The following is a 24,010-nucleotide window of genomic DNA, read 5'->3' as shown; positions in this document are numbered from 1 at the left end:
GCATGACCGAGATCACCTCCGTCACCGCCCGCGAGATCCTCGATTCGCGCGGCAATCCCACCGTCCGCGTCTTCGTCGGTCTCGACGACGGCACCCGCGTCTCCGCCTCGGTGCCGTCGGGGGCGTCGACCGGGGAGAACGAGGCGGTCGAACTGCGCGACGGCGACAAGAGCCGTTACGGCGGCAAGGGCGTATTGAAGGCGGTCGCCAACGTCGCCGAGACCATCGCGCCGACGCTCCTCGGCCGCGACCCGACCCGCCAGGCCGAGATCGATCGGATCATGATCGACCTCGACGGCACGCCGACCAAGGCCAAGCTCGGCGCCAACGCCATCCTCGGCGTGTCGATGGCGGTGGCGCGGGCGGCGGCGGAAGCCTCGCACCTGCCGCTCTACGCCTATCTCGGCGGGGCCGGCGCGACCCGCCTGCCGGTGCCGATGATGAACATCCTCAACGGCGGCAAACACGCCGACAACAGCGTCGACTTCCAGGAATTCATGGTCATGCCGGCCGGCGCGCCGAGCTTCGCCGAGGCGCTGCGGATGGGCGCCGAGACCTTCCACACGCTCGCGAAGATTCTCGCCAAGAAGGGCTATTCCACCGCCGTCGGCGACGAGGGCGGCTTCGCGCCGAATCTGAAGAGCAACGAGGAGGCCTGCGAACTGATCGTCGAGGCGATCACCGCCGCCGGCTATCGCCCGGGCGAGGATGCGGTGATCGCGCTCGATCCGGCGGCCAGTTCGTTCTTCGTCGACGGCGGTTACGAACTGTCGAAGTCGGGCCTCGGCCGCAAGACCGGCGAGGAGATGATCGCCCTCTACCAGACCTGGATCGACAGCTATCCGATCGCCTCGATCGAGGACGGGCTCGACGAGAACGACTGGCCCGGATTCACCGAGCAGACCGCCCGCCAGGGCGACCGCATCCAGATCGTCGGCGACGACATCTTCGTCACCAATCCGCTGTTCGTGGCGCGCGGCATCAAGGAGAAGGCCGCCAACGCGGTATTGATCAAGCTCAACCAGATCGGCACGGTCAGCGAGACCATCCGCGCCATCGGCCTGTGCCGGGCGGCGGGCTGGAACTACGTCATCTCCCACCGCTCGGGCGAGACCGAAGACACCTTCATGGCCGACTTCGCCGTCGCCATGGGCGGCGGTCAGATCAAGACCGGCTCGGCCTGCCGCAGCGAACGCATCGCCAAGTACAACCGCCTGCTGGAGATCGAAGGCGAACTCGGCCGCGGTGCCGAATTCCGCTCGCCCTTCGCCTGAGCGACGGCCCGCCCCGGCGGCCGGCGGTGGACAGCGACGACGGGGCATCGTCTAGTGAACGGCGCGCGGCACCGGGCGAGATCGCCCGGTCCGTCCGTCGCGCCGTGACGCCAGCCCCGCGAGGCCGCTCGATGAAGACCCTGGTACAGTCGTGGCAGGCCTGGGCCCTGCTCTCCGCCGGATTCGCGGCGCTGACGGCGATCTTCGCCAAGGTCGGCGTCGAAAACGTCGATCCCGACTTCGCCACCTTCATCCGTACCGTCGTCATCCTCTGCGTCCTCGCGGGCATCTTGCTGGTCGTCGGCGGCGGACAGCCGCTCGGCACGATCTCCGCAAAGACCTGGCTGTTCCTGGTGTTGTCGGGCCTCGCCACCGGCGGCTCGTGGCTGTGCTACTTCCGTGCCCTCAAGCTCGGCGACGCCGCCCGGGTCGCGCCGATCGACAAGCTGAGTGTGGTCCTGGTGGCGATCTTCGGCGTGGTGTTCCTCGGCGAGCGCCTGTCCGGCACCAACTGGCTCGGCATCGCCTGCATCGCCGCCGGCGCGATGCTGATCGCCTACAAGGGCTGACGAGGATCCCGCCCCCGCACGCCCCCCTGCCCCGCCGCGACGCCCCTGGACGCCCCGCGACTTTCGTCCGATAGGAGGACGTCTCCACCCGCCCGCCCCGGGAGCGCCATGACCACCGCCGATCTCGTGTTCTATCTCGCCGCCCTGCCCGCCGCGATGCTGGTCGGCTTGTCCAAGGGCGGGCTGCCGATGGTCGGCATGCTCGGTGTCCCGGTTCTGGCACTGGCGGTGTCGCCGCTCCAGGCCGCCGGCCTGCTGCTGCCGATCTTCGTGGTCTCCGACTGGTTCGGATTGTGGGCCTACCGGCGCGAATATTCGGCGCGCAACCTCGCCATCCTGATCCCCGCGTCGATCGCCGGGGTCGGCGTCGGCTGGGCCACCGCCGCCTGGATCCCGGAAGCCGCGGTGACCCTGCTGGTCGGGCTGATCGGCGTCGCCTTCACCGCCGACCGCATCCGCGTGCGCGGCCGGGTCAGCGCGCCACGCCCCGCCGACGTGCCGCGCGGCCTGTTCTGGGGCCTGCTCACCGGCTTCACCAGCTTCGTGTCGCACTCGGGAGCGCCGCCCTATCAGGCCTACACCTTGCCCCAGCACATGCCCAAGATGATCTTCGCGGGCACCTCGACCATCCTCTTCGCGGTGGTCAACGCCGTGAAGCTGATCCCCTATTGGCAGCTCGGGCAGCTGTCGCTCGACAATTTCGAGAAGATCGCCGTGCTGATCCCGCCGGCCGTCGCCGCCACCTTCGTCGGCGTGCGGCTGACCCGCTGGATCCCCGAGGCGCTGTTCTTCCGTCTGGTGATGACCGCCCTGGCGATCATCTCGGTCAAGCTGGTGTGGGACGGACTGCACGGCCTGGGGGTGATCTGATCCCGCCTCAGGCCGCGGCGATCGAGGCGAGGAAGCGCTCGACCTCACCCGCCAGATCCTCGGCGCGCTCGCCGAGATCGACCGCCAGCCGGCCGACGTCGCCGGCGAGCCCACCGGCGCCCTGGGCCGCCCCGGCCGCCGCGTCGATCGCCGTCACGCCGGTCTGCGCCTCGACCGTCGCGCGGTGCATGTTCGAGGCGATCTGCGACACCGCCTGATTCTGCTCGGCGGTCGCCGCCGCCACCGCGTCGGCGAGACCCGCCATCTGGGTGATGATCGCGTCGACCTCGCCGACCGCCATCACCGCGTCCGCCGACACCGACTGGATGGCGCCGACCTGGGTGGCGATCTCCTCGGTCGCCTGCGCGGTCTGCGATGCCAGCGCCTTGACCTCGGCGGCGACCACCGCGAAGCCGCGACCGCTGTCGCCGGCCCGCGCCGCTTCGATGGTCGCATTGAGGGCGAGCAGATTGGTCTGACCGGCGATCGCCCGGATCAACCCGACCACCGTGCCGATGCGATCGGCGAGCGCCGCGAATTCGCCGAGCGTCGCGACCGTCTGCCGGGTCTTGGTCACCGCGGTGCGCGCCACCTCGGTGGTCGCGCGCGTCCGCTCGGTGATCGCCCCGATCGACGCCGCCAGTTCCTCGGTCGCCCCGCCCGCCGAAGCGATGTCGCGTCCGGCGCTCTCCACCGCGCCGCGCGCCGCGCCGGCCCGCTCCCCGGCGTCGCCCGCCGAACGATCGAGCCCGGCCGCCGACGACGACAGGTCGTCGGCGGCACTGCGGATCCGCGCCAGCGTCGCCGCCGCCGCGCCCTCGAACCGCTTGGCCGCGCCGTCGATCGATTCGGCGCGCCGCGAGCGCACTTCCGCCTCTTCGACCAGCGCCCCCGACAGGCGTTCGCGCTCGGCGCCGCGGTCGCGGAACACCACCAGGGCGCGAGCCATGCCGCCGATCTCGTCGGCGCGGTCGAGATCGGCGATCGCCGTCGCATTGTCGCCGCCGGCGACCTTGTCCATCGCCGTCTTCAGCCGGCCGAGCGGCGCCAGGATCGACCGCGCGGTCAGCACCGCCAGCGTCAACGCCGCGACCAGCGTCGCCAGGATGATCACCGCCAGCGCCGCGGCGAGCGCCGTGCGCGAGCGGGCGAGCGCGTCGTCGGCCTGGGCGAGACCCTCGCCCGCGACCTTGTCGACGCTCTCGACCACCGGGTCCATCAGATCGAGCGCCGCCACCAGCCGGTCCCGACGCACCACCGCTTCGGCGCTCTCGGCCATCCAGGCCTGCAGCGCCGCGACGTGGTCGGCGAAGGTACTGCGCAACTTCGCGGTGACGTCTTCGGGAAAGCCGGCCCGCCCGATCGCCCGCTCGACCCGGCCGATCGCCGATTCGACGCCGCCGATCATCTCCTGGTCGCGGGTCGCGCCATATTGCCATTGGTTGGCCCGGAGCGTCGCGAAGGCATGGGCGAGGCGATAGACGTCTTCGCCGCCCGACGCCAGGGTCGCCGCCTTGATCGGCGATTCGATCGCCGCGGCGCTCGACGCCAACCGTCCGGTCAGTCCGTCGCCGGCGGTGTAGCCGACCGTCGCAAAAGACTGTTCGAGGGGGTCGATCGCGGCGCGGGCGGTGCCGAGCAGGCGTTCGAGCTCGGCGATCTGGCTTCCCACCACTTCGGTCAGCGGCAGCGCACGCAACCGCTTCAGATCGGCCGCCGCCGTCTCGGTCTCCGGGCGGAGCCGATCGGCGGTGAGTTTGTTGTGGTCGGCGGCCAGCGCGAAGACGCTGGTGCGCAGGCGCGCCGTGTCGGAGCGGAAGTCGCGCACCGCGGTCGCCAGCGTCGAATAGGCGTCGCGCCGCACGATCGCCGTCTCGAGATCGCGGCTGTCCGACCACACCACGGCGCCGACGACGATCGGCCCGATCACCGCGACCCCCGCCAGCGCCCACAGGCGCGCGCGGATCGACAGCTTGGCGAGGCTGCGCCCAACGAATCGGATGATCGACATGAGACCCTCGTATCCCGCGACGGCGTCTCGCCGACGCGACCAAGGTCGCATCCATCGCTTAACGAAATGTTGTGAAATTCCGTTGCGTAACGCCCAGAATTTCAGCGCGGCGCCAAATGCGGCGAGCGGTCGCAGGCGCCGTCATCGGGCGCCGAGTCGTCGTCGCCCTCGGTCAGGCACGACGGCGCAAGGGACGCCGGGCCACCGCCTCGCCCGCCGACAGGGTCGCGAAGGCATCGACCAGGGCGCGCTCGAGCTTGCCGGCCTCGGCCATCGATTGCAGGATCTTCAGAATCTCCGGCGCCTGCATCGGCGCCTTGTAGGCCCGCCGTTCGGCGAGCGCCCCGTAGATGTCGCAGATCGTCATGATCCGGGTGAGGTCGGGGATCTCGCGCCCGGTCAGACCGTGCGGATAGCCGCTGCCGTCGAGATATTCGTGGTGATGCAGCACCGCGTCGAGGATCGCCGGATCCATCGTCGGGTCGGAGCGCCGCAGGAAGTCCCAGCCGTATTCGGGGTGCTTCTTGACCAGACCGAATTCGCGCTCGGCCAGCCGCCCCGGCTTGTCGAGCAGGGCGACCGGGATCTTCGCCTTGCCGACGTCGTGGGTCAGACCGGCCATCGCCAGCCGTTCGAGGTCGAGTCGACCGAGCCCCAGCGCCGTGCCGAACCCGACGGCGATACCGGTGACCAGCAGGCAATGCTGATAGGTGCCGCCGTGATGGCTGCGCACCGCCTCCAGCCACGGCTCGAGGCCGATCTCCTGGATCGCCCCGGTGACCTGCGAACTCGCCGCCCGCACCTGGTCCTGATCGACCGTGCCGCGCCCCAGGCAGGCTTCGAACAGATCGCCGAGCGCCGTGTCGGCGGCCAGGATCGACCGCGCGCCCGGGCCCTCCGCGGGGCTCTCGCCGCGACCGAGATCTTCGGTGATCGAGGCCCGCCGCCACACCGCCGCGAGATGGCCGCGCAGTTCGTCGATCGACGGCGGCCGCATCACACAGGCCGTGGCGCCCAGGACGCCCGCCTGGATCCGCGCCCGGCGGCGATTGCGGTCGACCGCGAACAGCCGCGGCCCGTCCGGCTTGGCGGCGAGCAGGCCCTTCAGCCGCGCCACCCGATCCGCACCGTCGAGATCGACGTCGACGATCACCGCCATGCCCGCGGCGAGATCGGCGGTGGTGGCGCTGGTCCAGGCCCGCGTGGTCACCGCGAAATCGCGTCCCAACGCGCGCGCCAGATCGACTGGAACGGTGTCCGGCTCATGGACGAGGAGAACCCGTGTCTTGGTCGTCGGCATGTCGGTTCCCCAGGGTCCGGACATCGGACGGCGGCGAGAGCGACAGAATGGCAGGCCCGCGTGAAACGACGATTAAATCAATTGCCGAATAAGTCTTAAGAATCGTTGACGCCGCGGAGCGGTCCGCGGCGTCGGAAAATTCGCGTCGGGAGCAGTCCCGCGTCAGTGCAGCGTGGCGTCGCCACGCAACCGATTGATCTCGTCCTTCAATTGCAGCTTGCGACGTTTCATCTCCGCGATTTCGAGAGAATCGCTGCTGGGATGAGCCACGGCCTCCTTGATCTTGTTTTCCAGAGCAGCGTGCCGGCGTTCGAGTTCCGCAAGATGCGATTCGATGGACATTGCTCCTGACCTCCTTGATGGGACATCACACAGGTGAGCATGTCATAAAACGGTGACCGCGCAATGGTCATTCTGAGGGCTCGTGCGTCCTCCGGATCCGTCTTTCGGTGGGATCACCGCGACACGGTCAACGCCCGGTAAACGCCGCGCCACCGCTTCGTCGGCGAAGCGAAACGTCGGCTCGGCTTGGTCGAGGAGACGAGTCCCAATTGCCGCGACGATGGTCTATCGTCGTGCCACGCGCCGCCACTCCGGCGGAGCGGCAGGCAAGAGCGACGGCGCCTCGACGCGCGGGCCCGCGGGGGAAGCCCCCCGGGACTGCGTCCACGGAAGGTGCCGATCGCGCCCCAACTCGGTTGCCCCCATGATGGACGACGAAGATCAAGACATCCGAGCCGATCTGGTTCGCCTGCGGCAGGAGCATCGCGACCTCGATTTCGCGATCGACGCCCTGATCGAGACGGGCCGCGGTGATCACCTGACGCTGCAGCGCCTCAAGAAGAAGAAGTTGGCGATCCGGGACCGCATCACCCATCTCGAGGACAAGCTGGTTCCCGACATCATCGCCTGACCCTTCGTTCGGCGCCGGACGCCGCGGCTTGCGGCCCGGCGCACCTTCCCCTATACGGCGCGGGTCGCGCGTCGCCCCCTCGTCGAACCACCGGAGGATCCGATGGTCTCCGCTTCCCCGCCGGTCGCCGTCATCATGGGCAGTCAGTCCGACTGGGAAACCATGCGCCACGCCGCCGCCACCCTCGACGCCCTCGGCATCGCCCACGAGGATCGGATCGTCTCGGCCCATCGCACCCCCGAACGGCTCTACGACTTCGCGCGCGGCGCCAAGGCCGAAGGCTTCAAGGTGATCATCGCCGGGGCCGGGGGAGCCGCCCACCTGCCCGGCATGACCGCCGCCCTGACGCCGCTGCCGGTGTTCGGCGTGCCGGTCGAGAGCAAGGCGCTGAAGGGCCGCGACAGCCTGTTGTCGATCGTCCAGATGCCGGCCGGCATCCCGGTCGGGACGCTGGCCATCGGCAAGGCCGGGGCGATCAACGCCGCCCTGCTCGCCGCCGCCGTCCTCGCCCTCGCCGACGAAGCGCTCGCCCTGCGGCTCGACGCCTGGCGCCGCACCCAGACCGAGGCGGTCGCGCCGCGGCCGGTCGATCATGGCTGACGCCCGCGCCGACCGTCCCGTCCGCACCGTCGGCATCCTCGGCGGCGGCCAACTCGGCCGCATGCTGGCGCTGGCCGGCGCCCGCCTCGGCCTCGACGCCCATGTCTTCTGCCCCGATCCGGCGAGCCCGGCCTTCGCCGTCGCCGGCCGCCACACCGTCGCGGCCTACGACGACGCGGTGGCACTCGCGGCCTTCGCCGACGCCGTCGACGTGGTCACCTACGAATTCGAGAACGTCCCCGCCGAAACCGCCGCTCTCCTCGCCGCCCGCCGGCCGGTCCGCCCCGGCCCGCGGTCGCTTGAGGTCGCCCAGGACCGGCTCGCCGAGAAGACCTTCCTGGCGGGCCTCGGCATCCCCACCGCGCCGTTCCGGGCCGTCGACGACCGCGCCGACCTCGATGTGGGCGTCGCCCTCCTCGGCTTTCCCACGGTCCTCAAGACCCGCCGCTTCGGCTACGACGGCAAGGGCCAGGCCAAGATCGCGACCGCCGCCGACGTCGCCCCGGCGCTCGCCGCGATGGGCGGCAGCCCGGCGATCCTCGAGGGCTGGGTGCCCTTCGCCCGCGAGATCTCGATCCTCGTCGCCCGCGGCCGCGACGGCCGCATCGTCGCCTGGGATCCTCCGGAGAACGAGCACCGCGACCACATCCTGAAATATTCCCGCGTGCCGGCCCGCATCGCGCCCACCACCGCGGAGGCCGCCGCCCGCATCGGTGCGACGGTCGCCGAGGCGCTGGATCACGTCGGCGTCCTGGCGGTCGAACTGTTCGTGGTCGACGGCCCCGACGGCGAGACGCTGATCGCCAACGAGATCGCCCCGCGTGTCCACAATTCCGGCCACTGGACCGAGAGCGCCTGCCTGATCTCGCAGTTCGAGATGCACATACGCGCCGTCGCCGGTCTGCCGCTCGCCCCCCCGCTGCGCCATTCCGACGTGGTGATGGAGAATCTGATCGGCGCGGAGGCCGACGACCCCGCCGCGATCCTCGCCGAAACCGCCGCTTCGCTCCATCTCTACGGCAAGACCGAGAGCCGCCCGGGCCGCAAGATGGGCCACGTCAACCGCCTCGCGCCGCGTCGCGACTGACGTCGCGGCGCCTTTTTCGGCCCACCGGGCCCGGCGAGTGTGGACATCCCCTCTCGATTCTGCTACCCAACCGCGACTTCATGAGTGGTGTTCCGACACCGCTCGGTCGTGTCATCCCGCAGGATCCGACGCTCGAACGGCTCAGCCGTGGGAACGTCGTCCGACGGGGACAGGGCCTTCCGAAAAACCGATACACTCAAGATGGGATCGCACGCGTGCAGGTTCTCGTTCGCGACAACAATGTCGATCAGGCTCTCAAGGCGCTCAAGAAGAAGATGCAGCGCGAGGGCATCTTCCGCGAGATGAAGCTCCGCGGTCATTACGAGAAGCCCTCCGAGAAGCGGGCGCGTGAAAAGGCCGAGGCCGTTCGCCGCGCTCGTAAGCTCGCCCGCAAGCGCGCTCAGCGCGAGGGCATCCTGCCGGGCCGTCCTGCCGTGGCCGGCGCCAAGCGCTGATTTCGATCGCGCCCTCGGGCCGCGAATCGTGCGACGATGGAACCGTGACGCAGTCCGATGCGTGACGGTTCTTCGCGTTGACCGGCCCTCGGCCGATCGACCGCCCCCTGCGGAGACCCTCCGCGAACCTGGAGCCCGCCCGATGACCCCGACCGCCCCGAGGCTCCGCCGCACCGCCGCCGGATGGGTTCTCGCCCTGGGTATCGGTCTGGCGCTGGGCGGCTGCATGGAGACCGCGACCGGCCCGATGCCGGGTCCCTCGATCGATTCAGGGGCCGGGTCGCAGGCCAACATCTCCTCGCTCAGCGAGGTGATCCGCGCCAATCCCCGCGACGCCTCCGCCTACAACATCCGCGGCACCGCCTTTGCCCGCGGCGGCGACCAGCGTTCGGCGCTGGCCGACTTCGAAGCGGCGCTGAAGCTCGATCCCAACTTCCATCAGGCCTGGGCCAACAAGGGTCTGGTGCTGCGCCAGGCCGGCCGGCTCGACCTGTCGATCGCCGCCTACACCCGCGCCATCGAGATCGCCCCGACCTACGCCAGCGCCTATGTCGGCCGCGGCAACGTGTTCCGTCAGCTCGGCCAGCTCGACCGCGCCACCGCCGACTTCTCCGAAGCGATCCGCCTCGATCCGACCAACGCCGCCGCCCATCACGACCGCGGTCTGGTCCGTCAGGGCCAGGGCGACAAGGTCGGCGCCATGGCCGACTATTCGGCGGCGATCGAACGCGACGCCTCGGCCGCCGAACCGTTCAACGCCCGCGGCCTGCTCAAAGCCTCGGCCGGCGATCTGCGCGGCGCCCTCGACGACTTCAACGGCGCGCTGAACAACGACATCAATTATGCCGAGGCCTGGATCAACCGCGGCATCGTCGAGGAACAGCTCGGCGACCGCAAGGACGCCCTCGCCTCCTGCCAGCGCGGCCTGTCCGGCGACGCCAGCTCGCAGCTCGGCCGCGACTGTGTCCGCCGCCTGACCGCCACCCCCCGCTCCTGACGCCGCCCTTGTGGACCGCCGTGCCGCGACCCTGAGCGCCGGTCGTCGGCGAACCGCCGTGGCCGTTCTCGGGACCTCCGCCGGCGATCGCGATCCGCCGATCTCGGCACTGTCTCCACCCTTCGTCCAATTCCGGTGGAGTCTCGGGTCCGACGGTCTCCCCGATCTTGTCTCCGCCATCTTTGCTTCGCATCTTCGCCATATCGGGTCGATCGAACGGGGGCAGCGCGTCGCCCCCCGAGAAGAACCGAGAGGCGCCTGCCGCCGTCCCGATTCGCCGTCGTCACGAAAACCTTCGAGAGGTTCCCATGTTGAAGTTCATTGCTCCCCTCGCCGCCGTGTTGTTGCTCGCCGGCTGTAATTCCGACAGCCAGTCCGATCGCGCCCTGGGTGGCGCCGCCATCGGTGCCGGCACCGGCGCGCTGATCGGCGCCGCCACCGGCAACGGCTGGGGCGGTGCGGCGGTCGGTGCCGCGGTCGGCGGTGTCGGTGGGGCCGTGGTCGGCGCCGCCACCACGCCCAAGAACTGCATCGCCCGCGACGAATACGGCCGTCGCGTCTACGTCGCCTGCCCGTGATCGACCGGCCGGGTCGGGGGCATCCGCCCCGCCCGGCCGATCGCGCACCCTGACGACCCGCTCACGAAAAAGGCCCCGCGGTTCGCACCGCGGGGCCTTCGTTCGTCCGACCGGCCGTCGCCGGGGGTCGAGGGTCGTCAGGCGAGCGCCTTGACGATCTCCTCGGTGACCTTCTTGGCGTCGCCGAACAGCATCATGGTGTTGTCGCGGAAGAACAGCTCGTTGTCGACGCCGGCATAGCCCGACGCCATCGAGCGCTTGATGAACAACACCGTCTTGGCCTTCTCGACGTCGAGGATCGGCATGCCGTAGATCGGCGACTGCGGATCGGTCTTGGCCGCCGGGTTGGTCACGTCGTTGGCGCCGATGACATAGGCGACGTCGGCCTGACCGAAGTCGTTGTTGATGTCGTCGAGTTCGAACACCTCGTCATAGGGCACGTTGGCTTCCGCCAGGAGCACGTTCATGTGCCCCGGCATGCGGCCCGCGACCGGATGAATGGCGTATTTGATCTCGACGCCTTCCTTCTTCAGCGTATCGGCCATCTCGCGCAGCGCATGCTGGGCCTGGGCCACCGCCATGCCGTAGCCCGGCACGATGATCACCTTGGAGGCGTTCTTCATGATGAAGGCCGCGTCCTCGGCCGAACCGGACTTGACCGACCGGCCTTCCTTGCTCCCCGCCGGCCCCGCCGCGGTGGTCTCGCCGCCGAAGCCGCCGAGGATCACCGAGATGAACGACCGGTTCATGCCCTTGCACATGATGTAGCTCAGGATCGCGCCGGACGAGCCGACCAGCGCGCCGGTGATGATCAGCGCGGTGTTGCCGAGCGTGAAGCCGATGCCGGCCGCCGCCCACCCAGAATAGGAGTTGAGCATCGAGATCACGACGGGCATGTCGGCGCCGCCGATCGGCACGATGATCAGACCGCCGAGCACCAGCGAGACGATCACGATCAGCCAGAAGACGAAATGGCTCTCGGTGAACACCAGGGCGATGACCAGGAGCACCAGCGCCGTGGCCAGGCCGATGTTCACCGCATGGCGCATCGGCAGCAGGATCGGCTTGCCCGACATGTTGCCGTTGAGCTTGGCGAAGGCGATGATCGAGCCGGTGAAGGTGATCGCGCCGATCGCCACGCCGATCGACATCTCGATCAGCGCCTGGGCGTGGACGTGGCCGACGTCGCCGATGCCGAAGGCCTGCGGCGCGTAGAGGGCGCCGGCCGCCACGAACACCGCGGCGAGGCCGACGAGGCTGTGGAAGGCGGCGACCAGCTGCGGCATCGCGGTCATCGCGATCTTCTTGGCGATGAAGGCACCGATGCCGCCACCGATGCCGAGGCCGGCGAGGATCAGCACCGCCGATCCGAACGACGGCTTGGCGGCGAGCAGGGTGACCACCACGGCGATCGCCATGCCGATCATGCCGAAGAGGTTGCCCTGGCGCGAGGTGGCCGGCGAGGACAGGCCGCGGAGGCTCAGGACGAACAGGACGCCCGAGACGAGATAGAGCGTAGCGGTGAGACTTGCGTTCATCGGACCGACCTCACCGTTCTTTCTTCTTGTACATGGCGAGCATCCGGTTGGTCACCAGGAAGCCGCCGAAGATGTTGACGCTCGCCATGACCAGGGCCAGGAAGCCGAACACCTTCGCGAAGGTCGTGCCGTTTTCGATCATCGGCACCGACACCGCCAGCAGCGCGCCGACCACGATCACGCTCGAGATCGCGTTGGTCACCGACATCAGCGGCGTGTGGAGCGCCGGCGTCACCGACCACACCACGTAGTAGCCGACGAAGATCGCCAGCACGAAGATCGACAGGCGGAACACGAAGGGATCGATCACCCCGCCCGAGATCGAATGGGCGGCGGCACCCGCCGCGGTGGCGAGTTGGTCGACATAGGACTGCGCCGCCTGGGCGGCCGCTGCGGCGTCCTGGGCGGCGATGCCGGCGGCCTTGGCCGCGGCGGTCGCTTTCTCCAGCGCCTGATCCGGAGTGATGTTGGACATGTTGTTTCCCCCTACGGCGGTGGATCAGGAAGCCAGAGCCGGATGGACCACGGCGCCGTCCTTGGTGACCAGCGTTGCCGTGACCAGTTGATCGTCCCACTTCGGGGCGAGCGTCTTCGTCGCCTTGTCGACCAGGGTCTCCAGGAAGGCATAGAGATTCTTGGCGTAGAGCGACGAGGCCGAGGCGGGAATCCGCCCGGCGAGATTGGTGTAGCCGACGATCCGCACACCCGCGACTTCGGCGATGGTGTCGGCGACCGAGCCGACCACGTTGCCGCCGCGCTCGACCGCCAGATCGACCAGCACCGAGCCCGGCTTCATCGAGGCGACCATGTCGGCCGAGATCAGCTTGGGCGCATCACGTCCGGGGATCAGCGCCGTGGTGATGACGATGTCCTGCTTCTTGAGATGCTCGGCGACCAGCGCCGCCTGCTTGGCCTGATATTCCGGCGACATCGGCTTGGCGTAGCCGGCGGCCGTCTCGGCCTGCTTGAACTCGTCGTCCTCGACCGCCACGAACTTGGCGCCGAGGCTCTCGACCTGTTCCTTGGAGGCCGGCCGCACGTCGGTGGCGGTGACCACCGCCCCGAGGCGCCGCGCCGTGGCGATCGCCTGGAGACCGGCGACGCCGGCACCCATCACGAACACCCGGGCCGCCGGAACCGTGCCGGCCGCCGTCATCATCATCGGGAAGGCGCGGTGGAACGCCGCCGCCCCTTCGATCACCGCCTGATAGCCGGCGAGGTTGGCCTGGCTCGACAGGACGTCCATGACCTGGGCGCGGGTGATGCGCGGCATGAACTCCATGGCGAAGGAGGTCAGGCCGGCGTCGGCGATCGCCTTGATCTCGTCCGCATGGCCGTGCGGGTCGAGGATGCCGATGACCAGCGCCCCCTTGGGAATCAGGGCGCATTCGGCCGCACTCGGCCGCCGCACCTTGAGCACCACGTCGGCGCCGGCGTAGGTTGCCGCCGCATCCGCCGCGATCGTCGCCCCGGCCGTGACGTAGTCGGCGTCGACGTGGCTCGACGCCACCCCGGCTCCCGTCTCCACCGCCACCTCGAAACCGAGGGCCTTGAACTTCTTCACCGTCTCCGGCGTGGCCGCAACCCGCCGTTCTTGCCCCAGGCTTTCGACGGGAACCGCGATCTTCATGGACTTCTCCCTCGATGTCCGTGCACGCCGCTCCGCGTGCCGGCCCATGTCTTCTTTGCGTCCGGCCACGAGGCGCCCGGACGCCCTTCCCCGTTGGGACGAGCCCCGCCCGGAAGCCGCCGTCGGCGCCCCCGCTCGATCTCCCCCCGTCGATCCCGCTCCCGAGGGGCGCGGTCGTCGATCGTTCACGCCCGCCCCTTCGCCGCCCCCGATCCGAACCTCCCCGGATCGGGGGCGGCCCGGGCGTCAGTGCCGGACCAGGAACAGCGCCATCAGCGCGAGCAACACCACGAGCGCCGTGGTGCCGCGCTTGACCAGTCCGATGAACATCTCGTAGGTGCGCCGGTGTTCGGCGAAATCGTTGGTATCGACGCCCGTCATGGAGTCCCCCCGGTTGCAGACCCTCCTCTCACCGAGGGTCATGCGAACCGTATTAAGACGGCACTCGGGTCATGACGCAACGCCGAAAAACTCATGCGCCCATGCGAACTGCGTGCGACATGCCACGACACCGAAACGCGGCGATGGGAACGCTCAACCCGCCGGCTGCGCAAGCCCGGCGGCGTCCAACGCGGCACTTTGCCGCTGCGCGAGGCGCTCGCGTTCGAAGTCGGCGATCGCCGTCTCGAACAGGCGGTGGAAATTCAATTCCGCGTCGAGATGCAGGAACACCCCGCCGAGCCCGATCGCCGCGCGATCGAGGAACGGGAACTCGCGCGGCGGCCGCACCGGCCCGAGCGTACGCAGCGCTTCGGCGACCCGCTGGGCCTCCCGGCGGCCGAACTCGATCGGCGACACGCCGTCGGCGATCCGCCGCGTGCGGTCGGTGAGCAGCGGCCCGAACAGGAACCGCGCCCAGATGTCGAGCGCCTCGATCAGTTCGCGGGTCAGGTTGCGGAAGCCCCAGGCCTCGTAGGCCGCCACCACCCGGTCGCGATCGTTGGTGAGCAGTCCGCGGTAGTGCTCGATCACCCCCTCCACGAAGCGCGGCGGGAACACCCGGATGCAGCCGTAGTCGAGCAGGTTGATGCCGGCGACCGCACCGTCGTCGTCGGCGACCGCATAGTTGCCGAGGTGGGGATCGCCGTGGATCACCCCGAAGCGACAGAACGGATGCCACCACGCCCGGAACATCGCCGCGGCGATGCGGTTGCGCTCTTCCTGCGGTGCGGATTTGTAGGCGAGCAGCGGCCGCCCCTCGAGCCAGGTCATGGTCAGCAGGCGCCCGGTCGACAGATCCTCGACCGGGTCCGGCACCCGCACTTCCGGGTCGTCGGCATGGATCGCCCGGTAGAGCCGCATGTTGCGCCGCTCGTGTTCGTAGTCGAGCTCTTCGCGGATCCGCTCGCCGATCTCCTGAGCGATCTCGGCGGTGTCGATCTGCGGCCGCAGCCGCCGCATCAGCGAAAACAGCACCGACAGCTGCGACAAATCGGCTTCGACCGCCGAGGCCATGTCGGGATACTGCAGCTTGACCGCCAGGGCGCGACCATCGGGACCGACCGCCCGATGCACCTGCCCGAGCGAGGCGGCGTGGGTCGGCTCCAATTCGAAGCTCGCGAAGCGCTCGCGCCAGTTGGGCCCCAGTTCCGCGACCAGCCGGCGCGATACGAAGGCGCGGCCCATCGCCGGAGCATGGGCCTGCAGCTTCTGCATCTCCTCGGCCCATTCGGCGGGGATCGCGTCGGGGATGGTCGCCAGGAATTGCGCCACCTTCATCAGCGGCCCCTTGAGCCCGCCCAGCGCCTCGGCGATCAGCCGGCCTTCGCCGGCGAGGTCGCCCTGCCCGAACACCCGTCCGCCGGCGATCCGCGCCGCCGCCGAGCCCACGTCGAGCCCGATGCGGGCATGACGGATCATCCGGCCGCCCAGACTATTGCCTTCGTTCTGCGCCATGCGTTTCCCGATTCCGTTGCCACCGTCCCGATCACTCTACGGGTTTTACCGGAAATCGGATCGCCGCTCACGTCATCGTGTCGGGTGCGGCCGGCCAGCGGTCACGGATCCAGCGGGCGACCGGCCACGTCCGCGAGGCGGTCGCGGATCCACGCCGCCAGTCCCTCCTCGGACAGGGTCCCGGCGGCAAGGCTCTGAATGGCCACGACCGCTTCCGGTTCGGGCACCAGGAAGGTGATTTCGTTCAGTCCCAGAAAAGTGACGAGGGCCAGCAGCGCCGCCCGTTTGTTGCCGTCGACGAACGGGTGGTTGCGCGCGATGCCGAACGCATAGGCCGCCGCGAGATCGGCCAGATCGACCTCTTCGTAGGCGTGTTTGTTCATCGGGCGGCCGAGCGCGGACTCGAGCAGACCTCGGTCGCGCAGTCCCGGGGGGCCTCCGAACCGCTGCAACTGTTCGCCGTGAATGGCAATGACCAGTTCCGTGGTCAGCCAGACGACGTCGCTCATTTCGCGAGCTCGCGCAGAGCGTTCTCGTAGGTCTTCATCGCCTTGCGAGCGATTTCCATACCTTTGTCGAAGTGATCGTCGCGTTTGGCCAGCACCAGCTTGCCATCGGGCTCTCGGGTGACGTGGAGCCAATCACCCTGCGCCAGATCGAGGTCGCGCAGCAGCTCCTTCGGCAGGATCAACCCGGTCGAATTGCCGATCTTCTTGACTTCGAGCTTCATGGCGGCCTCCGCACGGGTCGACGTTGTACGAAACGTACAACAGGCGGAGGGCGTTGTACAGAACGTACAACGGCGCTCGTGCGATCGAGCGGTAAAGGCCGACCGGGCCTCCCCCGGCCCTCCGCTGTCGCTCCGGGCGTTCGGCCCTCGCGGAGGTCCACCGGACCTCAGGGAATTGCGACCTAAAACATTGATATATATGAGCTTATTAAATTCACATTCTGATATAAACCTCAGATGGTCCCTCATTTAGTCGCCGCTTCGTTTAGCTCCTTTCGCCCGAATAGCACCACAGCGCGCCAAAATACGGAATATCGACTCGACGTCATCGGAAGGAAGGAAGATCTCCCGGTAGCGCCCTTCCAAGAAATGCCGACACTCCAGCGCCATGGCCGTCACCGTCTTCTACCCGCGCAATTTCCGGAGGAGGGCCGCGGCGGCAGCCCACTGGACGTCCAGGCCTCCGTAGGCCTTTGCACTGATAGTGCCATAGTGTCCAGGGTGCGAGACGCCGACAATGGCAACACCTGCGATCTGACAGATCGGATTACTTGAAATATTATCAAGATATGACGACCACTTCACGGATCTATATCCTGCCGCGAAACGTAAAGCGTTTAATGTGTAATTTCCAAGACAGATCGCGATTTTTGGTCTGATGATCTCTAACATCGGGATAGTGAATTCTCTAGCTGACCTACGCATGTCCTTTGTCGGAATTGGCTTTGACGTCTTTCCTGTCTTGATAAAAACAAATAAGTTAGTCGCGTATGTTTGCTCAAAATCGATGTTAAAATGACATCCGAGCAGGCGAAACAACGATATATTGGTCTTAAAATTGGGATCATGGCCAAGATACGCAATGTTTTGATTAAACGGTAGCTTCAAGCGATCTTCTGATGACCAATCCTGTCCAATGATCATCACGTCCGCATCTTCGTTATGTGCGGATTTTGACCACGGAGAGACATAAGGCCCGTCGTACCGCGGCTCGATTTGGCAAACATTCGAATAGCCATCGTAAGGGCTCGCGTGCCGCTTTGCCGCGAGAGCAGCGAGACGGTTCGCTTTGTCTTTCATGGCCTTCCTCGACTTCATCGCCGCTACTGCCAACCACCTCGCCGTCAGGAAACCCCCACCCGGCTCAGAGCCCGCCGCAGTGCTCCGGCGAGCGCCGGGGGGCAATAGCCATCGCTCGGGATGCCACGCATGATGGCATTGATGGGCTCGATCGGAAGCTGGTTGATACCGAAGCCTGTTGCTCGCCTCGTGTAATTCTCAAGCAATATATCGAATTTATAGGACTTATTGCTAGCGGTATTGTGGCTGAAGGGTTCCGGTATGGGGCTGATATAGCCATCCCGAACCACCCGCCAGCGGGTATTCCGCTCCATGGCATGTATTACCGCGCTGGTTTTCCCGCCCCAATATCCATCAACCTCGGTTAGTTCATAGCCGAGCTCGAATGTGTATGACCAATACACCAGGAGATATTGCGCGAACCGAACGTCATCACCATGGGAACCAGGGCCTATTTGCCGGTCGATATTCCAATAGAGCCAAGGATTATTGTCGGTCGAAAGCATGTACATCGCGTGCATCTTCAGCACTCCCACAAATATGGGCCGCGGTGCAGTCGGGCTTGGAGCCTACGCGAAAATACGCCAGTTGGCGACGGCCGCTCTTCTGAGAGTTGAAGGACGTGGGGGAAGAGGCGCGGCGGGATCGTGTCCGCGGAGATCTGGGGAACCTGCCCTCTGTAGAAATCATCTCGAAAATTACAATAAGAGCCCGCCTAGCACTGGGCTTTCGCGTTGACAGATGTATGGCCCGAGTTAGCATGTCTATACATTGTATTAGCATCGTTATCGTGTCAAAATGACGCGGATACATCTGTCAATTTGTGGATTACACCTTTTGCATTAACAGGGGAGCCATACGATGAATAAGACCGAAGCACTCGACGAGGCACTCTTCGAATTGGAATGCCTGATCGCGTGTCTGTTCGAAGAAGACGACTTCGCCAGTTTCGAAGAGGTCGACGCAGTGTGCGACGGGCTCATCGAGGCATTGCCCCACGAACGGCTGTTCGACGTATGCCCGATGGCGTGTGTCGTCACCGTCCTCCAACGGATCATTCCCGGCGAAAGAGGGCAGACGTTGGCGGCGACCGTGATGCGGGGGGATTGGTCTCGGGGGGAGAGCGAGCGGTGGTGCACCGCTGTCGCGGCTCTGCGTGTCGCGCTTCTCGGCCAAGCCGCCTGATGGTCTACTGACGAAAGAAGCCGGCGACAGGGGACCTCCCCTCGCCGGCTTCTTCGTGTCAGGCGGTCGGCGGCTCGCCGTGCTGGCGACCGAGTTGGATCAGCCGGCAGCGGATGCCGGTATGCCCATCGTGCTCGACCTCGGCGACCTCGAAGGCGTCGCCCGTCCGGTCCCTGATGTACCAGTCGCCCCGCCGTGGCACCTCGGGCAGCTCGTCGCTGTGCAGGCTGAGGACCGGGACACGGGTGGAGACCTTCGCCTCAGAGAGGCCCATGCCGACCGATGCGAGCCATTCGTCGCGCTCGGCGGCGCGTGCGGCCTCGGGGCTGTGCTGGAGGGCTGCCACCTTGGGCGCGGCCTTGAAGCCCATGTCGATCAGGAACCGCGCCTTCTGGTCGTCGGTCACCGCGGCGGTAGCGGGGACAGCCGCCTTGATCAGAACGGCGCCGGTCTCGGCGCCCATCACCATGGCCGCGATGGTGCGAGCCGTCGGGCTGAGCTTGCCGCCGAAGTCGGCGACGAGTTCGGCGACGTCGGCCTGGAGGTTGGCGAACGGGGCATCTCCACGGAGGAGGCGCGACAGGATCGCGGAGCCTCCCTTGGGCGAGGTGGCGTCGAGGGTGGCGGCAAGGGTGTGCAGGTCGTTGCGGGTCATGGTCGTGGTGTTCCTAGATTTCAGAGGGGGGCAACGGAGGACGCGTATGCGGCGACGCCGGCCGACAGGTCGCGGATACCGAAGCCGGTGCCGGGGAGGGTCTTCTTCGCGGGGTCGAGGCCCATCGTCGCGAGGAAGGCGGCCTTCTTCTCGGCAGTCGGCGGGCCGTTGGGGTCGGTCTCGGCCTCGGCCGCCAGGGCGGGCGCGCCGGTCGCACAGACGGTCATCGCCGCGAAGAACGGGTTCGTCGTGGCGCTGTTCGCCGGCACAAATTCCATGGCCGCGGAGATGTCCGGCGCGCACATGTCGGACGTCGCCAACAGCCGCGCGGCGAACTCCAGGCGACGATCGGTGCCAGCGGCCTCGGTGATGACCGACAGCCATCGGGCGCGCTCGGCCGCCAGCGTCGAGGAGGTCAGCGCGTCGACGCGACGACCGAAGAGGCTCACCGCAAGGTCGTCGGCCTTGGCCATTGCGGTGGCCGTGGCGGTCGCCTGGACGCCTTCTGCCCATTCGGTGAGGACCGGAGCGACGGCGTCGCGCTGATTGGGGTTGAGGCTGGTGAAGATTGCCGGAAACAAGGCTTCGATCTCGTAGGGCATTAGGCGGCTTCCATGAGCTTGGCGATGCGCGCGGCTTTCGCTGCGATCGTATCGGCGGGTTTATCGTCGTGATGAACGAGGCGGAAGGCGATCGACTTGAAGTCCGGCTTCGGCGAGATCAGGTGGAACGCGGCGATGGCGTAGACCAGCGTATCAAGCGGTTCATTGCGGATCGCCTTGTCGACGTGGATGAACTCGCGTTTCACCCTTCCGAGCTTGTCCGTCGTGATCCGTTGCCGCTCTGAGGTAATGCCGGCGAAGAATGCCGGCGGGTATTTGCTCGGGAAGGTCAGGGTCGCTTCGTCCAGATCGACGTCGCCGTTGATCGAGCCGAAGATCTCGCTCTTCGCGGTATCGACGCCGACGATCACCAGCTTGTAAGGATCGCCGCGCTTCAGGTAGACCGACGATTTCTTGACGATCACGCGGCCTTCACCGCCCTGCCCTTTGATCGCGAACCAGTTCCGACCCCGTGCCAAGTTCTGAGCGCAGAAGTCCGATACGGCTTGCGTATTCGCCCCGCCGCTGTCGATACAGGCCGACGCTATTCGGACCATCCCGCCGAATGGGTGCTGGTATTCTTTTGTAGAGAGCAGCTTCTCGAGTTCCATCCATGGCGTGGGTCCGTTCGGGTTTCCTCGGATGACGGCGTAGTCCAGGGACCATCGGCGGTTGTTCTCGCCGTGCCCGAGGATCTGCACCTCCAGCCGATCGGGTTGCGTATCGATGCCGGCAGTGACGACCAGAACACCTTCCGGGAGGAGCGAGTTTGCATCGTAGTTCTCGGCTCGGGCCGCCAGGTCTTCGGGGTCGATGCTGACGGTCGCCTGATCGGGGTCGTAGACTTCACCGAGGCATGTGTTCGTGAACGAGTGCAGCCGTTCGGGGTGAAGCCGGGCGGCAGCGTAACGGCGGACGATGTCGGCGATGGTCGATCGAGGGGAAACCAGTTCCGAATAGTAGAAACTCGCGACGGTCGGATCGATTGCTTCGCGGGTCGCCTTGAAGTAACCGTGCCGGATGGCGTCCAGGCGTTCCCGTGCCGTCCAGAGTGAACCGCAGTCGCAGCAAGCTATACCCGAGGTGTCGGGTTGCTTCAGGCTGTAAGCGATATGATGGGAGCCGGGCGCCGCGTCGAACAAGACCGGCGCCTCATGGCCACAGCTCGGGCACTTCACGTGGAAGCGGCGGGCGTCGCCTTGCTCGACGGCTTCCGTCAGGCGGCAGCGGCCTTTGACGCCGGGGCTGCTTTCGATGAATGCCTTCGAGTTCGGGAAGCTCTTGAGCCGCGCGAGCGCGAGGGAGAGTGGATCACCTTCACGGCCGGCACTGGTCGGATAGCCGCGGGCTTCGGTCGCCAAGAGCGTCGCGGCCGGGCGACCGGATAGCGAGCCGGGGCTATTGGCGCCGACGATGTTCACGATCGCCCCGGATGTGAACTCCTTCCGCGTCGTCGTGTTGCCGGCCTGGGTCCGGCGCCCCAGCGTGATGTCCGAGGAATTGACCTCGAGGGACGGTTCGATGCGGTCTTTTGCGAAGGACTGGGCAGAGACCTCGGTCTCGTGCAGGTACAGGACCGGCCCGGGTCGGTGGCGGGCGGCATAGTTCAGCAAGGCCAAGCCGATCAGGGTCTTCCCGGTTTGGCTGGAGGCGCACACAGCGACTTGCGAAATAGCCGGATCAGCGAAGGCCTGGAGAACTTCCGTCTGCCACGGCTCCCAACTCACGAGGCCCGGCGCGGCGCTGTCCTTCGGCGACAGGCGGAAGGCGGCCGTCGTCCAGGCGAGCGCGTCGGGCGGGGTCAGCGGCGCCAGAGCGGCGCGGAAGGCGCGCTCCAGGTCGGACGCATCGTCTGTTCGGAGGTGCACCGTCATCAGATCGCCTCCTCGATGCGCGCCAGGTCGGCCAACGCGGCCACGATCTCGGCGCGGATCGCCGTGTCGATCTCGGCGGCAGTGAGACCGACGAGGGTCGGCGCGAGCCGACCGGGGATCGCCTGGAGCCGGGCACGCCCTTCAGAAAGGATGCGGACGACGATCGTCCGGACGGCCGCGCGCTCGACGAGAAGACCAGCCTCTGCGTCGGCCTTCAGCTCGGAGCGGCGGGCTTCCGATCGGGCACGGTCCAGACGGACCCGGGCGGCTTGCTCGGCGACGGAATGGCCCTCGGCGCCGGGCGCGAATGTCGCGTCGGCGCCGAGGTTTGCGCTATCGGCCGGCGAGCGTGCTATGCCACCGCCAGCCGGCCGACCGCGCTTCGCCCCCGACGGTTTCCCGGCCGCCGAGTTCTTCATTGCGCCCGTCGATGTACTCTGGACGCGAGATTTGTACTCACCCATCGCGGTGACGAACTGATCTTCGTCATAGCAGCCGTTGCTCGCGTGAGCCCACGGGTTATCCTTGGATATCCGCATGACATCGCTACGGCTCAAGCGGTATTGCTTCTGGAGATAGCCGGAAGAGACCTCTTTCATCTTCAGAACCCCGCTTTGGCGATTGCCCTCTCGACTGCGACGGGGAGCGCCTGATTGAGCCGTTCGGTGGTCGTGGTTTCCCACGCTATTCGCGCGGGAGCGTCTTCCTGCGACATCAACGTCGAAGGTTTGGTCGTTCTCAGCGACTTGATGGCATTGCGCGCCGACCCGGTTCGATGAACGGCTTTGCCTTTGATGATAAAGCCGCGAGAGAAGGTCTTGGAACCTTTGGTGACGACATGCGTCAGAGCGGTCAGACCGCCTGGACGGGTCCAACTGATGCCGGTATCGGCCATGTTGGAAGATTTGGTCGAAGGCGTGAAAGTCGATTTCAGGGTCGCCGGACTTGCCCGGATGAAATCGATACTTTGCGATGCGCGGATATCTCTGGCGCGAAGGTGCAGCTCGGATTGCGCCTGCCTGTAGAAGTCCGTCCGGCCGGCACGGGCGGCCGATGTTACCGCCCCCGCCAGTTGTGACCTGAGATCCGTCGACAGGCGCTTGAGGCCCGCCGTGAGCCCCGAGACGTCGAGCTTGACCGTGATCATTCGACGGCGTCGGGGTGCGACGGGCGCGGGAACGTCTGCATCGATCGGAGGTGCCGCATTCGAGTGCGCGACGGGGGAAGCGACAAATCGACGCGGTGCGAGAGCGGGGGCTCGGCGGGTCGGGGCATCCGCGCGGCGGCGATCTGGTCGAGGTCGATCGGCGGGTGACAGATCAAGTTGGCGACCGTCAGTCCGTCGGCGCTGGTCAGGATCGGACGCGGCTCGGCGGAGGCGGCAGCGGCGTCGACGCTGCCGATTGCGGTGGGGATCGTCATGGCGGGCCTCATGGCAGAACGGCGGCGTCGGGGGGCACGAGTTCCGGCAAGCTCGGAAGCGACCGTAGGAACCGCATTCGATCCGGTGGTGGGGGGAGTGAGTGATCGACGAGACGGACGCCGTGCTGGGATTTCCAGCGGGTGTGGATCTGGTCGGGAGTGCCAGTCGTGGAGACGATGGGCATGTCGGGTGCGCCTCATGGGCGAACGACGGCGTCGGCGCGTGTTGCGCGCCGTGGTGCCGGTTCGATGGTGTGGGTGGGGGCGGTGGCCGCCTCAAATCGAAGTGTGCGGCCGTGTAGATGGTCTGGTCAAGCTACCGTTCGTCACGCGGCGCGAGACGGGGACGTCGCGTCGGAAAATTCGTCGTGGTGGTATCCGGTGAGGATCTTCTGCCGGATGTAGGGGTCCTTCGCCACGAGGTCGGCGACCGCGCGAATTGCCGCCGGATCGCGGTTGGCGAATGCGGCGAGCGTGATGGCAGAGAGGTCCAGCTTGCGCGCTTCGCTGAATCCGGACAGCCATTCCGCTAATTCCCGGACAGCGTTTCCGCTAAAGTCCGGACAGTTTTGACGGGGTGGTCCTCGGGTGCCTCGTTTTCGTCAGGGGTTATAGGTTTCGCCGTTTTCGGCGGGGGTCAAGAGGGGCGAGGCCCTTTGCTTGCGCATGCTGTCGCCGGCCAGTTCGATGCGGTGGGCGTTGTGGACGAGGCGGTCGAGCACGGCGTCGGCGACGGTATTGTCG

General features: G+C 67.2%; 28 protein-coding genes. 10 read left to right on the top strand and 18 right to left on the bottom strand.

Annotated features, from left to right (window positions below; translation table 11 throughout):
• Positions 1 to 2 precede the first annotated feature (2 nt).
• The 3 genes from eno (at position 3) to EYW49_RS16725 (ending at position 2,713) form a co-directional block, all read left to right on the top strand.
• The gene (eno, locus tag EYW49_RS16735; RefSeq protein WP_131310774.1) at positions 3 to 1,274 is read left to right on the top strand and encodes a phosphopyruvate hydratase; all 1,272 of its coding nucleotides are present in this window, start codon (positions 3 to 5) and stop codon (positions 1,272 to 1,274) included.
• A gap of 131 nt (positions 1,275 to 1,405) precedes the next feature.
• Positions 1,406 to 1,843: an EamA family transporter gene (locus EYW49_RS16730; RefSeq protein WP_131310773.1), complete on the top strand. Its 438-nt coding sequence runs from the start codon at positions 1,406 to 1,408 to the stop codon at positions 1,841 to 1,843.
• Positions 1,844 to 1,951: 108 nt separating this feature from the next.
• The gene (locus EYW49_RS16725; protein ID WP_131310772.1) at positions 1,952 to 2,713 is read left to right on the top strand and encodes a sulfite exporter TauE/SafE family protein; all 762 of its coding nucleotides are present in this window, start codon (positions 1,952 to 1,954) and stop codon (positions 2,711 to 2,713) included.
• 7 nt (positions 2,714 to 2,720) lie between these two features.
• Here the strand turns inward: EYW49_RS16725 and EYW49_RS16720 are convergent, their stop codons facing one another.
• The 3 genes from EYW49_RS16720 to EYW49_RS16710 all read right to left on the bottom strand — a co-directional run bounded on the left by EYW49_RS16720 (position 2,721) and on the right by EYW49_RS16710 (position 6,366).
• Complete coding sequence (locus EYW49_RS16720) at positions 2,721 to 4,724, bottom strand: methyl-accepting chemotaxis protein (RefSeq protein ID WP_165498300.1); 2,004 nt, start codon at positions 4,722 to 4,724, stop codon at positions 2,721 to 2,723.
• A 172-nt stretch (positions 4,725 to 4,896) separates the two neighbouring features.
• Positions 4,897 to 6,024, bottom strand: coding sequence for an HD-GYP domain-containing protein (locus EYW49_RS16715; protein WP_165498299.1), 1,128 nt, complete (start codon positions 6,022 to 6,024; stop codon positions 4,897 to 4,899).
• 162 nt (positions 6,025 to 6,186) lie between these two features.
• A complete protein-coding gene (locus EYW49_RS16710) occupies positions 6,187 to 6,366 on the bottom strand; it encodes a YdcH family protein (RefSeq protein WP_131310769.1) in 180 nt (59 codons plus the stop codon).
• A gap of 364 nt (positions 6,367 to 6,730) precedes the next feature.
• Between EYW49_RS16710 and EYW49_RS16705 the strand changes: the two genes are divergently transcribed.
• From EYW49_RS16705 to EYW49_RS16680, 6 genes are all read left to right on the top strand, one after another.
• Positions 6,731 to 6,937, top strand: coding sequence for a YdcH family protein (locus EYW49_RS16705; protein WP_131310768.1), 207 nt, complete (start codon positions 6,731 to 6,733; stop codon positions 6,935 to 6,937).
• A 102-nt stretch (positions 6,938 to 7,039) separates the two neighbouring features.
• Entirely contained in the window at positions 7,040 to 7,537 is a 498-nt protein-coding gene (purE, locus tag EYW49_RS16700; protein ID WP_131310767.1) for a 5-(carboxyamino)imidazole ribonucleotide mutase, read from the top strand.
• A complete protein-coding gene (locus EYW49_RS16695; RefSeq protein ID WP_131310766.1) occupies positions 7,530 to 8,624 on the top strand; it encodes a 5-(carboxyamino)imidazole ribonucleotide synthase in 1,095 nt (364 codons plus the stop codon). The genes purE and EYW49_RS16695 overlap by 8 nt, the downstream gene beginning before the upstream one ends.
• Positions 8,625 to 8,839: 215 nt before the next feature.
• The gene (rpsU, locus tag EYW49_RS16690; protein WP_131310765.1) at positions 8,840 to 9,079 is read left to right on the top strand and encodes a 30S ribosomal protein S21; all 240 of its coding nucleotides are present in this window, start codon (positions 8,840 to 8,842) and stop codon (positions 9,077 to 9,079) included.
• Between the two features lie 142 nt (positions 9,080 to 9,221).
• Positions 9,222 to 10,076 (top strand): tetratricopeptide repeat protein, encoded by an 855-nt coding sequence (locus EYW49_RS16685; RefSeq protein WP_131310764.1) that lies wholly within the window; start codon positions 9,222 to 9,224, stop codon positions 10,074 to 10,076.
• Between the two features lie 308 nt (positions 10,077 to 10,384).
• Positions 10,385 to 10,654 carry a YMGG-like glycine zipper-containing protein gene (locus tag EYW49_RS16680; protein ID WP_131310763.1) on the top strand — a complete coding sequence of 90 codons (270 nt, stop codon included), beginning with the start codon at positions 10,385 to 10,387 and terminating at the stop codon, positions 10,652 to 10,654.
• Between the two features lie 137 nt (positions 10,655 to 10,791).
• On the opposite strand, the gene EYW49_RS16675 is transcribed toward EYW49_RS16680, so the two are convergent.
• The 9 genes from EYW49_RS16675 to EYW49_RS16635 all read right to left on the bottom strand — a co-directional run bounded on the left by EYW49_RS16675 (position 10,792) and on the right by EYW49_RS16635 (position 18,040).
• Positions 10,792 to 12,192 (bottom strand): NAD(P)(+) transhydrogenase (Re/Si-specific) subunit beta, encoded by a 1,401-nt coding sequence (locus tag EYW49_RS16675; RefSeq protein ID WP_131310762.1) that lies wholly within the window; start codon positions 12,190 to 12,192, stop codon positions 10,792 to 10,794.
• Positions 12,193 to 12,202: 10 nt separating this feature from the next.
• Entirely contained in the window at positions 12,203 to 12,667 is a 465-nt protein-coding gene (locus tag EYW49_RS16670; RefSeq protein ID WP_131310761.1) for a proton-translocating transhydrogenase family protein, read from the bottom strand.
• Between the two features lie 24 nt (positions 12,668 to 12,691).
• Positions 12,692 to 13,822: a Re/Si-specific NAD(P)(+) transhydrogenase subunit alpha gene (locus tag EYW49_RS16665; RefSeq protein WP_131310760.1), complete on the bottom strand. Its 1,131-nt coding sequence runs from the start codon at positions 13,820 to 13,822 to the stop codon at positions 12,692 to 12,694.
• A 246-nt stretch (positions 13,823 to 14,068) separates the two neighbouring features.
• Entirely contained in the window at positions 14,069 to 14,203 is a 135-nt protein-coding gene (locus EYW49_RS16660; protein ID WP_131310759.1) for an aa3-type cytochrome c oxidase subunit IV, read from the bottom strand.
• Positions 14,204 to 14,356: 153 nt separating this feature from the next.
• Entirely contained in the window at positions 14,357 to 15,718 is a 1,362-nt protein-coding gene (locus EYW49_RS16655; RefSeq protein WP_131310758.1) for an ABC1 kinase family protein, read from the bottom strand.
• A gap of 101 nt (positions 15,719 to 15,819) precedes the next feature.
• Positions 15,820 to 16,227, bottom strand: a complete 408-nt coding sequence (locus EYW49_RS16650) for a type II toxin-antitoxin system death-on-curing family toxin (RefSeq protein WP_131310757.1) — start codon at positions 16,225 to 16,227, stop codon at positions 15,820 to 15,822.
• On the bottom strand, positions 16,224 to 16,448 hold the full coding sequence (locus EYW49_RS16645; protein WP_131310756.1) for an AbrB/MazE/SpoVT family DNA-binding domain-containing protein: 225 nt from the start codon (positions 16,446 to 16,448) through the stop codon (positions 16,224 to 16,226). The genes EYW49_RS16650 and EYW49_RS16645 overlap by 4 nt, the downstream gene beginning before the upstream one ends.
• 405 nt (positions 16,449 to 16,853) lie before the next feature.
• Entirely contained in the window at positions 16,854 to 17,528 is a 675-nt protein-coding gene (locus EYW49_RS16640) for a uracil-DNA glycosylase family protein (protein WP_165498298.1), read from the bottom strand.
• 44 nt (positions 17,529 to 17,572) lie between these two features.
• A complete protein-coding gene (locus EYW49_RS16635) occupies positions 17,573 to 18,040 on the bottom strand; it encodes a peptidoglycan-binding domain-containing protein (RefSeq protein ID WP_131310754.1) in 468 nt (155 codons plus the stop codon).
• Positions 18,041 to 18,389: 349 nt separating this feature from the next.
• On the opposite strand from EYW49_RS16635, the gene EYW49_RS16630 reads away from it, so the two are divergent.
• Positions 18,390 to 18,713 carry a hypothetical protein gene (locus EYW49_RS16630; RefSeq protein ID WP_131310753.1) on the top strand — a complete coding sequence of 108 codons (324 nt, stop codon included), beginning with the start codon at positions 18,390 to 18,392 and terminating at the stop codon, positions 18,711 to 18,713.
• A gap of 58 nt (positions 18,714 to 18,771) precedes the next feature.
• On the opposite strand, the gene EYW49_RS16625 is transcribed toward EYW49_RS16630, so the two are convergent.
• The 6 genes from EYW49_RS16625 to EYW49_RS16600 form a co-directional block, all read right to left on the bottom strand.
• On the bottom strand, positions 18,772 to 19,368 hold the full coding sequence (locus EYW49_RS16625; protein WP_131310752.1) for a hypothetical protein: 597 nt from the start codon (positions 19,366 to 19,368) through the stop codon (positions 18,772 to 18,774).
• A 20-nt stretch (positions 19,369 to 19,388) separates the two neighbouring features.
• Positions 19,389 to 19,970: a hypothetical protein gene (locus EYW49_RS16620; protein ID WP_131310751.1), complete on the bottom strand. Its 582-nt coding sequence runs from the start codon at positions 19,968 to 19,970 to the stop codon at positions 19,389 to 19,391.
• On the bottom strand, positions 19,970 to 21,844 hold the full coding sequence (locus tag EYW49_RS16615; protein ID WP_131310750.1) for a terminase gpA endonuclease subunit: 1,875 nt from the start codon (positions 21,842 to 21,844) through the stop codon (positions 19,970 to 19,972). The genes EYW49_RS16620 and EYW49_RS16615 overlap by 1 nt, the downstream gene beginning before the upstream one ends.
• Complete coding sequence (locus tag EYW49_RS16610) at positions 21,844 to 22,443, bottom strand: hypothetical protein (RefSeq protein ID WP_131310749.1); 600 nt, start codon at positions 22,441 to 22,443, stop codon at positions 21,844 to 21,846. Before EYW49_RS16610 ends, EYW49_RS16615 begins: the two co-directional genes overlap by 1 nt.
• Positions 22,444 to 22,445: 2 nt before the next feature.
• Complete coding sequence (locus tag EYW49_RS16605; RefSeq protein ID WP_131310748.1) at positions 22,446 to 22,991, bottom strand: hypothetical protein; 546 nt, start codon at positions 22,989 to 22,991, stop codon at positions 22,446 to 22,448.
• Between the two features lie 877 nt (positions 22,992 to 23,868).
• A partial coding sequence (locus tag EYW49_RS16600) for an ATP-binding protein (protein WP_228259569.1) occupies positions 23,869 to 24,010 on the bottom strand: 142 nt, incomplete at its 5' end.

Source organism: Siculibacillus lacustris, assembly GCF_004328075.1.
Classification (GTDB): domain Bacteria; phylum Pseudomonadota; class Alphaproteobacteria; order Rhizobiales; family Ancalomicrobiaceae; genus Siculibacillus; species Siculibacillus lacustris.
Note: the sequence above shows the minus strand (reverse complement) of the source record. Positions and strands in the feature narration are given on the sequence as shown.